General features: G+C 64.9%; 9 protein-coding genes. All 9 read right to left on the reverse strand.

All coding sequences use genetic code 11. The annotated features are described in order from the left end of the window. Positions 1-255 precede the first annotated feature (255 nt). Positions 256-1,290: an amino acid ABC transporter substrate-binding protein gene (locus DYI24_RS01950; RefSeq protein WP_164571057.1), complete on the reverse strand. Its 1,035-nt coding sequence runs from the start codon at positions 1,288-1,290 to the stop codon at positions 256-258. Between the two features lie 40 nt (positions 1,291-1,330). Beyond that, a complete protein-coding gene (locus DYI24_RS01955) occupies positions 1,331-1,927 on the reverse strand; it encodes a L,D-transpeptidase (RefSeq protein ID WP_502706324.1) in 597 nt (198 codons plus the stop codon). 38 nt (positions 1,928-1,965) lie between these two features. Continuing rightward, positions 1,966-2,097, reverse strand: a complete 132-nt coding sequence (locus DYI24_RS01960; RefSeq protein WP_107346324.1) for a DUF2474 domain-containing protein — start codon at positions 2,095-2,097, stop codon at positions 1,966-1,968. Beyond that, complete coding sequence (gene cydB, locus DYI24_RS01965; protein WP_107357305.1) at positions 2,094-3,098, reverse strand: cytochrome d ubiquinol oxidase subunit II; 1,005 nt, start codon at positions 3,096-3,098, stop codon at positions 2,094-2,096. The genes DYI24_RS01960 and cydB overlap by 4 nt, the downstream gene beginning before the upstream one ends. 19 nt (positions 3,099-3,117) lie before the next feature. Further along, positions 3,118-4,524, reverse strand: coding sequence for a cytochrome ubiquinol oxidase subunit I (locus DYI24_RS01970; protein WP_164571059.1), 1,407 nt, complete (start codon positions 4,522-4,524; stop codon positions 3,118-3,120). Between the two features lie 508 nt (positions 4,525-5,032). After that, positions 5,033-5,644: a sigma-70 family RNA polymerase sigma factor gene (locus tag DYI24_RS01975; protein ID WP_107357303.1), complete on the reverse strand. Its 612-nt coding sequence runs from the start codon at positions 5,642-5,644 to the stop codon at positions 5,033-5,035. A 204-nt stretch (positions 5,645-5,848) separates the two neighbouring features. Then, positions 5,849-6,589, reverse strand: a complete 741-nt coding sequence (locus DYI24_RS01980; protein WP_107346320.1) for a response regulator — start codon at positions 6,587-6,589, stop codon at positions 5,849-5,851. Next, positions 6,586-8,325 carry an ATP-binding response regulator gene (locus tag DYI24_RS01985; RefSeq protein WP_107346319.1) on the reverse strand — a complete coding sequence of 580 codons (1,740 nt, stop codon included), beginning with the start codon at positions 8,323-8,325 and terminating at the stop codon, positions 6,586-6,588. Before DYI24_RS01985 ends, DYI24_RS01980 begins: the two co-directional genes overlap by 4 nt. Beyond that, on the reverse strand, positions 8,295-9,364 hold a 1,070-nt coding region (locus DYI24_RS01990; protein WP_164571060.1), incomplete at its 5' end, for a sensor histidine kinase. The genes DYI24_RS01990 and DYI24_RS01985, both read right to left, overlap by 31 nt.

The following is a 9,364-nucleotide window of genomic DNA, read 5'->3' on the forward strand; positions in this document are numbered from 1 at the left end:
CCCTGAACCGCGAGATTCCGGGCTCGCGCTGCGCGCGCCCCGGAATGACGAACGAGAGGGTGCTATCAGCGGTTGGCGTTCAACACCAAAGCCCTTCAACCCCGCCCACAGTCGTCATCCCCGCGTATGCGGGGATCCAGTATTCCAGAGACTTCGTTGCTGATCGCCGGCGCTCTGCAATACTGGGTCGCCCGCCTGCGCGGGCGATGACGGTCGAGAGTGTAGCAGCGCCGACGAGACGGACTGACGCCGTTCCTACCTGATCGGCGGCGCGTACTGAATCCCGCCGTTGCTCCAGAGCTGGTTCATGCCGCGCGGAATGCCGAGCTTGCCGACGTTGCGGTCGTAGACTTCGCCGTAATTGCCGACGTGGCGGATGACGCGGGCGGCCCAGTCCTTCGATAGGCCGAGATCCTCGCCGAACGCGCCTTCGGTGCCGACGAGGCGCATCACGTCCGGCTTTTTCGACTTGAGCGCTTCGCCGATGTTCTGCGAGGTGACGCCGAGCTCTTCGGCGTTGATCATGGCGTACAGCGTCCACTTCACGATCATCATCCAGTCGTCATCGCGCTGGCGCACCACCGGTGCGAGCGGTTCCTTGGAGATGACGTCGGGCAGGATGACGTGGTCGCCGGATTTTTCGAAGGTCTTGCGTAGCGCATAGAGCTGCGACACGTCGGCCGTGAAGGTGTCGCACTGGCCGTCTTTGTAGGCCTTCACGACGTCGTCGAACTTCTCCGACTTGACCTCCTGAAACTTCATGTTGTTGGCACGGAAGTAATCGGCGAGGTTGAGCTGGGTGGTGGTGCCGTTCTGGACGCAGACCTTGCTGCCGTCGAGCTCGACCGCGCTGTCGATCTTGCGCGAGGCCGGCACCATGAAGCCCTGGCCGTCATAATAGGCGACCGCCGGGAAATACAGGTCGTAGTTGGTTTCGCGCGACATGCTCCAGGTCGAGTTGCGCGACAGGATGTCGACCTTGCGGCTCTGCAGCTCCTTGAAACGTTCGTTGGCGTCAAGCGCCACGAACTGGACCTTGTTCGGGTCGTCGAAGATCGCCGCCGCCACCGCGCGGCAGAAGTCGACGTCGAACCCGGTCCAGTTGCCCTTGTCGTCCGGCGTCGAGAATCCGGGCAGGCCCTTGTTGACGCCGCACAGCACGGCGTCGCGGCGGATGGTGCGCTTCAGCGTCTTGGTGTCGTAGCGCTCATAGGTGATCGCCGCCGCCGCGATGCCCGCCGCGACCACGAGCCCGATCGCGAGCCCGGTCTGAAACGTCCGTTTGAACATGCTGAGTCTTTCGCAATGAGAAGGGAAGGCCGCCGCGCCGTTACAGCTCGGGCTTTTGCCGGACCACCACCTTGGTGCCGACCGGTACGCGGTCGTACAGGTCCATCACGTCGGCATTGACCAGCCGGAAGCAGCCGGACGAAATCGCGGTGCCGATAGTGTCGGGGCGGTTGGTGCCGTGGATGCGATACACCGTCGAGCCGAGATACATCGCCCGTGCGCCGAGCGGATTGCCGGGGCCGCCGGCCATGAAGCGCGGCAGATAAGGCTGGCGCTGGATCATCTCCGGCGGCGGCACCCAGTCCGGCCATTCGGCCTTGCGCGAGATCTTCAACAGGCCCTGCCAGGTGAAGCCTTCGCGGCCGACGCCGATGCCGTAGCGCAGCGCGCGGTTGTTGCCCTGAACCAGATATAGATAGCGTTCGGAGGTCTGGACGATGATGGTGCCGGGCGCTTCGGTGGTGCGGAAATACACCATCTGCTTCTGCCATTCCGGCGGCAGCACATAGCCGTCATCGGCGATCAGACCGGGCTCGTCACCGGGATCCTGCTGCTGCGCGTAGCTCGGCACCGAAGCGAGCGTGACCAGGGCTGCCGCGGTCACCACCCAGCTCAACAAGCGCGGAAATCTCATGATACCCCCATCGCAAACCACTGGCGGGGCTATGTATCACGTCAGCCCTTACCGATCCACAACCGCAGCAGCAGCGAGACCAGCGTCACCGCGCCGACACCGGCGAGCCACAGCGCCACGAACCACAGCAGTCGTCGTGGCAGCGGCGTTTTCGGTTCAATCGGCGCGCTCAATGATAGCCGTTCTCCGGATCGACCTTGCCGCGAAACACCCAATACGCCCACGCGGTGTAGGTCAGGATGATCGGCACCAGGATGGCGACGCCGACCAGCATGAACAGCTGGCTGTTCTCTGGCGCGGCGGCTTGCCAGATGGTGATGCTTCGCGGCACCACATAGGGCCACAAGCTGATGCCGAGGCCCGCATAGGACAGCGCGAACAGGCACAGCGTCAGCAGGAACGGCTGATAGTCGCGGCGCTGCGCCAGCGCGCGCAGCAGCAGCGCGGTGACGATGGCGACGGCGAGCGGCACCTGCGCGGTGGCCAGCACGTTCGGCCAGGCGAACCAGCGCTGCGAATAGTCGTAGCTGAGGAACGGCGTCGCGGCGCTGACGGCGACGATTGCGGCGAGCAGCGCGAACAGCAGCCAGCGGCTCAGCCGATACGCCTTCTCGCGCAGGTCGCCGGTGGTCTTCATCACCAGCCAGGTGGCGCCGAGCAACGAATAGCCGATCACCAGCGCGACGCCAGTGAGCAGGCTGAACGGCGTCAGCCAGTCCCACCAGCCGCCCGCATAGCCGCGGCCTTCGACGTGAACGCCCTGCAGCAGCGCGCCGAGCGCAATGCCTTGCGCCAATGTGGCCACCAGCGAGCCGAGGAAGAATGCGATGTCCCAGCGGTTGCGCTCGCGCTGGGTGCGCCAGCGGAATTCGAACGCGACGCCGCGAAACGCCAAGCCCAGCAGCATCGCGATGATCGGCGTGTACAGCGCCGGCATCAGCACCGCATAGGCCAGCGGAAACGCCGCGAACAGGCCGCCACCGCCGAGCACCAACCAGGTCTCGTTGCCGTCCCACACCGGCGCGACGCTGTTCATGATGACGTCGCGGTCGCGCTTGGTGCGAAACAGCGGGAACAGAATGCCGAGCCCGAGGTCGAAGCCGTCCATCACCACATAGACGAACACCGCAAAGGCGATGATGAAAGCCCAGATCGTCGCGACGTCGTAAGCCATAGTCACAGCCGAATCCTGCTCAACTGAATCTGCGGGTGGCGATCGCCGGCGCCGGCGTGATGCCGGCGGCGCGTTCGGGCGTATCGCCGCGCGGGCCTTCTTCGCCGTGGTGCGGCGGATGCGCCATCAGTCGCAGGATGTAGACCACGCCTGCGATGAAGATGGCGAAATACACCACGATGAAGGCGATCAGCGACGTTGCCACCGCCGGGGCGGCCAGCGGCGATACCGAGTCGACGGTACGCAGCAGGCCGAACACGGTGAACGGCTGCCGCCCGGTCTCGGTGGTCACCCAGCCGGCCAGCACGGCGATGAAGCCGGCCGGGCCCATCGCCAGCGCGAAGCGGTGCAACGGGCGGGATTCGAACAGCCGGCCGCGCCAGCGCAGCCACAGGCTGAACACGCCGAGGCCGAGCATCAGGAAGCCGAGCGCGACCATCACGCGGAACGACCAGAAGGTGATCGGCACCGGCGGCCAGTTTTCACGCGGCACGGTGTCGAGGCCGGCGAGCGGTGCGTCGAGCGAGTGCTTCAGGATCAACGATGACAGCTTCGGAATCTGCAGCGCGTAGCGCACCACCGCGGCGTCCTGATCAGGCAGGCCGAACAGGATCAGCGGCGCGCCGTCAGGATGGCTCTGGTAGTGGCCTTCCATCGCCATCACCTTGGCGGGTTGGTGCTCCAGCGTATTGAGGCCATGCGCGTCGCCGGCGAAGATCTGGATCGGCGCCACCACGGCGATCATCCACATCGCCATCGAGAACATCATCCGCGCGCCGGGCTGCCGGGTGTTGCTCAGCAGATGATAGGCGCCGACCGAGCCGACCACGAGCGCGGTGGTCAGATAGGCGGCCAGCACCATGTGGGCGAGACGATACGGGAATGACGGATTGAAGATCAGCTTGAACCAGTCGACCGCCACGAATTGCCCGGCCTCGTTGACGCCGTAGCCGGTCGGGGTTTGCATCCAGGAGTTGGCCGACAGAATCCAGAACGCGGAGGTCAGCGTACCGATCGCGACCATCAGCGTGGCGAGGAAGTGCAGCCGCGGCCCCACCAGCTTGAGGCCGAACAGCATCACGCCGAGGAATCCCGCCTCGAGGAAGAAGGCGGTGAGCACCTCATAGGCCATCAGCGGGCCGAGCACCGGGCCGGTCTTGTCGGAGAACACCGCCCAGTTGGTGCCGAACTGGTAGGACATCACGATGCCCGACACCACGCCCATGCCGAACGCGATGGCGAAGATCTTCATCCAGTAATTGAACAGGTTGATGAAGACTTCACGCTTGGTCCACAGCCACAGCGCTTCGAGCACCGCGAGATAACTCGCAAGGCCGATCGAAAAGGCGGGGAAGATGATGTGAAACGACACCGTGAAGGCGAACTGGAGGCGCGCCAGCACCACCGGATCAAGACTTTCGAACATCCCACCGATCCGTAGACGTGAGCGTAAGATGATGCGCACATCATCGAGCGACTATGTATCGCCGCAGTGTATCGATGCCTAGACGGCAGCGGTTAACAATTCCGCGACGGCGCTGCACTCAATCGAAAATCGTCCGGTTTGTTCCTGATTTGCGTGGCATCGATCGTGCTGCGTCAACACAACGCATCGGCGTACCTTCAACAAGGCAAAACCCGGACGAGGGGGCATCTCGTCCGGGTCCCTTGGAGGCCTACGATGGGGTGTCGGAGGCTTTGAAAATTCGCTGTCGCGCGACCTGCGTTTGGTGGCCGCTGCGTCGATGAAGGTCACCCTAGCAGGCTGATCTTTCCGTTCGATGTCGTCGATCGTTTCAATTGTTTCGTTCGACGATCCGGCATCGCTGTGTTGACTATAGTGACCACCACATCGTGGCACGAGGGCGGCGAACCAGAACCTCTCCAAACTGCCGGCGTGCGACCAAGCGGCGCGGACAGCCTCGCGTGCGACGTCAGGCCGCGAGGCTTTCGACGCCGTGGCGCTTCAGCAATTCGGCAAGCTGCTTGCGGGCGTAGAACATCCGGGTCTTCACCGTGCTCTGCGGAATGCCGACGATGCGTCCGACTTCCTCGACCGACTTCTCATGGTAGTAGACGAGATTGATGATCTCGCGATGCGCCGGCGACAGTTTGGCAATGCAGGCGCGCAGGATGTCGCTGGTGCGGCTGCGGTCGAGCGCGGTCTCCGGCGAGTCCGAGCCGTCGGCGATCTCCAGCACGTCGTCCTGGTCGATGTCTTCGTGCTGGCGCTGGCGCAGCGCGGTCAGCGACTTGAACCGGGCGATCGACAGCAGCCAGGTCGACACCTGAGCGCGGCCTTCGAACTGCCGGGCGGTCCGCCACACGTCGAGGAAGACTTGGCTGACCAGGTCTTCGGCGGTCGCGGCATCGCGCACCATCCGCAGGATGAAGCGATACACCCGCACATTGTGCCGGGCGTACAGAGTATGCATCGCAGTCCGGTCACCGCCCGCAATGCTGGCGAGCAGCATTTCATCGCTCGTGGCTCTGGCGGCCAGGATGCCCAGGCGGCCGGCGTCGTTGAGCGCAATGACGTTCTGCATGACGAGCTCCCTTCGTGCCGCGCTCCCCCGCGGCGTGTTGGGAGAACTACTAGCCAGCTACCGTTTCAGGAGGTCTGCGCCGGAGGGGAAAATGGTTTCGTGGCGAAATGGAAGTGTTTCGTCGCCGGAGCCGCGACGAAACATTCGGCCGAAAAAGCGAGGGAGATCAGGGGCGGCAGCCAGCGATACCGGCGGTGAGCCGGCTCAGGCGCGGTCGCTGGCGGGCGAGAACAAATAGCCGCCGCCGCGAATTGTCCTGATTACGGCCGGCTTTGTCGGGTCCGGCTCGATCTTGCGGCGGATCCGCATGATGCGGAGATCGACCGCGCGGTCGAAAGCTTCGGCGTCGCGCGCATTCGCCAGCTCCAGCAGCCGCTCGCGCGATAGCACCCGTTTGGGATTGGCGGCGAACACCTTCAGCAGCCCGAATTCCGATGCCGTCAGCGGATGCTCGTTGCCGTCGTCGTCGCGCAACGCCTGGGCTTCGAGATCGAGCCATTTGGTGCCGAACCGCACCAGCTGGGCGCTGTCGGCCTTGGCGGCACTCGCTGGCTCTGCGGCGGCGGGCTTCGGCGGCGCCGCGCGGCGCAGCACCGACCGGATGCGCGCCATCAATTCGCGCAGCTCGCAGGGCTTGGCGATGTAATCGTCGGCGCCAAGCTCGAGGCCGACCACCCGGTCGATCGGGCTTGCGGTCGCGGTCAGCATGATCACCGGAACGTTGGACTTGGCCTTGAGGTCGCGGATGATCGACAGCCCGTCCTCTTCCGGCATGTTGAGGTCCAGCACCACCAGGTCCGGCAGCTTGGTGGCGATCTCGGCACGCAGGCTCTTGCCGCCATCGCACAGCGTGACGGCGAAGCCGTGCATCTTGAGATAGTCGCCGACCATCTCGCGGGCCGGGGCTTCGTCGTCGACGACGATGATGTGCGGGTTCTGGCTCATGACACCGATGCTGCGGGCAGAATGATGGTGAAGGTGGCGCCCTGACCGGGGCCGGGGCTCTCGGCGATGATCTCGCCGCCATGCATGTCGACGATCTTCTTGACGATCGACAGCCCGAGGCCGGTGGAGCTTTCGCCCGCGGTCGGCTTGGCGGACAGCCGTTGGAAGCGCCCGAACAGCCGGCTGAGGTCTTCCGGCGACAATCCTGCGCCCTCATCGGTGACGCGGATCATGGTGCTGTCGCCATCACCGTCGACCTGCAGGGCGATGTTGCCGCCGATTGGGCTGTATTTGATGGCGTTGCTGACCAGATTGTCGATCGCCTCGCGCATCCGGTCGGAATCGCACATCGTCGCGCAGGCCTCCGGCGTCGACACTGAGATCACCTGCTGCTTGTTCTGCGCCATCGGCCGGTTGGCCTCGGCGACCTCGCCGACCAATGCGGCGATGTCGACGGCCTCGCGCCGGATCGAGATGTCGAACGCGTCCGCCATTGCGTCGGAGATCAAATGATCGACCATCAGCGTCAGCCGCCGTGTGGCGTCGCGGATATGATCGACCTGGGCGATAACGTGGTCCTTGGAGGATTCGGCGCCGATCAGCTCGGTCAGCATTTCGGTGCGGCCGAGGATGACGCCGAGCGGATTCTTCAGGTCGTGCGCGACGGTGCCGAGGATCTCGTTCTTGAACGCATTGGCGCGCTGCAGCCGCAGCCACTGCGTCGACAGCCGGCGGTTGGCCTGGGTCAGCGCCCGGGTGCGCTGGGCCACCCGCTCTTCGAGCTGGGTGTTGGCCTCGTGCAACTGCCGATACAGGATAACGTTGTCGAACGCGATCGACAGCCGGCTGCCGAAGATCTCGACCAGCGAACGGTCGGTGTCCGACAGTTCGCGCTCGGCCTGCAGAAGCACCACCACTTCGCGGCCGCTTCCGGTGCGGATATAGAGCACGGTGCGATGGTCGGCGAATTCGTGCTTGCGGCGCCGGAACGCCTCCTCGACCATCTGGCGCAGGTCGGGGTCGAGCGAATTGCTGTGGCCGGTGGGGCCGATGAAGCGGCTGTAGCAGCCCGAGCCTGCCAGCACCGCCAGCTCGTCGCCGGCGTCGCGCAGCACCAAAATACCGGCGCAATCGACATTGAGCAGCGAGGCGAGCTGGGTCAGCACCCCCTCGGCGAGCCGCTGCATCGACTTGAAGTCGTACAGCGTCGAGGCGGCGTCGATGATGATTTCCAGGCCACGCCGGGTCTGCACCATCCGCTCGAGCTGCTGATAGCTGCGCAGCGCCGCGGTCAGCGAAGTGAACAGCTTGTCGGCGGTGAGCTCGGTCTTGGCCTTGTAGTCGTTGATGTCGTAGTCGACGATGACGCGGCGCTCCGGCGCCTGACCGGGTTGCCCGGTGCGCAGGATGATGCGGACGGTCTCGTTCTTCAGGTCGTTGCGGATGAACTCCACCAGGTCGAGGCCGGCCGCGTCGGTCTCCATGATGACGTCGAGCAGCACCGCCGCGATGTCAGGGTTGGCGCGCATCAGCTCGCGGCCTTCGGCGCCCGAGTAGGCCGACAGGATCTCCAGCCCCTGGTTGTTGAGGCTGTAGTCGCTCAGCGCAAAGCGGGTGCCGTCGTGAACCGCGGTGTCGTCGTCGATCACCGCGATCTTCCATTTCCGTGCGCCCGATACCTCCGGCGTCGAATCGGCGTCTTCGATCAGCTCGAGGATATCGTCCTGGTCGGCCATTGCAGGTTTCCGTCGATGGGCGGGGCAGCGGATGCCGCTCCGCCAGTGGCGGTTTTCGGCATGATAATGCGAAAAGTCGTGCCTTGTCCTAGTCTTGATTCCAGCATCATCCGGCCGCCGAGCTGCTGGGTCACCAGATTGTAAACGATGTGCAGGCCGAGCCCGGTGCCGCCCTCGTTGCGGCGGGTGGTGAAGAACGGGTCGAAGGCCTGGCGCTGCACGTCCGGTGTCATGCCGGCGCCGTCATCGGCGAAGATGATCTCGATGTCATCATTGCCGCGCGGCCGCGCCGTGATGGTGATCGTGCCGGACCGTCCGTCGGTGAAGGCGTGGTTGGCGGCGTTTAGGAACAGGTTGGTCAGGATCTGCCCGTAGGCGCCCGGGTAGCCGTCGATCACCAGGCTTTCCGGCACGTCGATGTCGAGCCGGATCGGTGCTCGCTTCAGCACCGGCTTCAGGCTGGCGACGATCTGATCGGTCGCCTCGTGCAGGTTGAATTGCCGGCGCTCGGCGTGCGAGCGGTCGACCGCCACCTGCTTGAAGGACTGGATCAGCTCGGCGGCGCGCTGCAGATTGCCGACGAGCTGCTGGGCGGCGTCGCGCGTGCTGCGGACGAATTCGTCGAGCTGCGAGCGCCGCAGCGGCGTATCGCCTTTCAGCTCGGCCTCGAAGGTGGTCGCCCGTCGGGTGAAGCTCGACGCCACCGTCAGGCTGATGCCGATCGGATTGTTGACCTCGTGGGCGACGCCGGCCACCAGGCTGCCGAGCGCCGCCAGCCGTTCGGCGTCGATCAAATTCTGCTGCGCGGTTTTCAATTCGAGCAGCGCGCTCTCGGCTTTTTCTTTCGACTCGCGAAGATCGTCCTGCGCCTTGCGCTTGTCGATCGCGTTCTCGCGGAACACCTCGACCGCGCGCGCCATCGCGCCGATCTCGTCCTTGGCCTCGGTGCCGGCAACCCGGCGGTCGTAATTGCCCGAGGTGATGGCGTGCATCGCCGACAGGATCTGCTGCAGCGGCAGGCGGATGCTGAGTGCGATGA

The sequence above is a fragment of the Rhodopseudomonas sp. BR0C11 genome (genome assembly GCF_010820945.1).
Lineage (GTDB): Bacteria > Pseudomonadota > Alphaproteobacteria > Rhizobiales > Xanthobacteraceae > Rhodopseudomonas > Rhodopseudomonas palustris_H.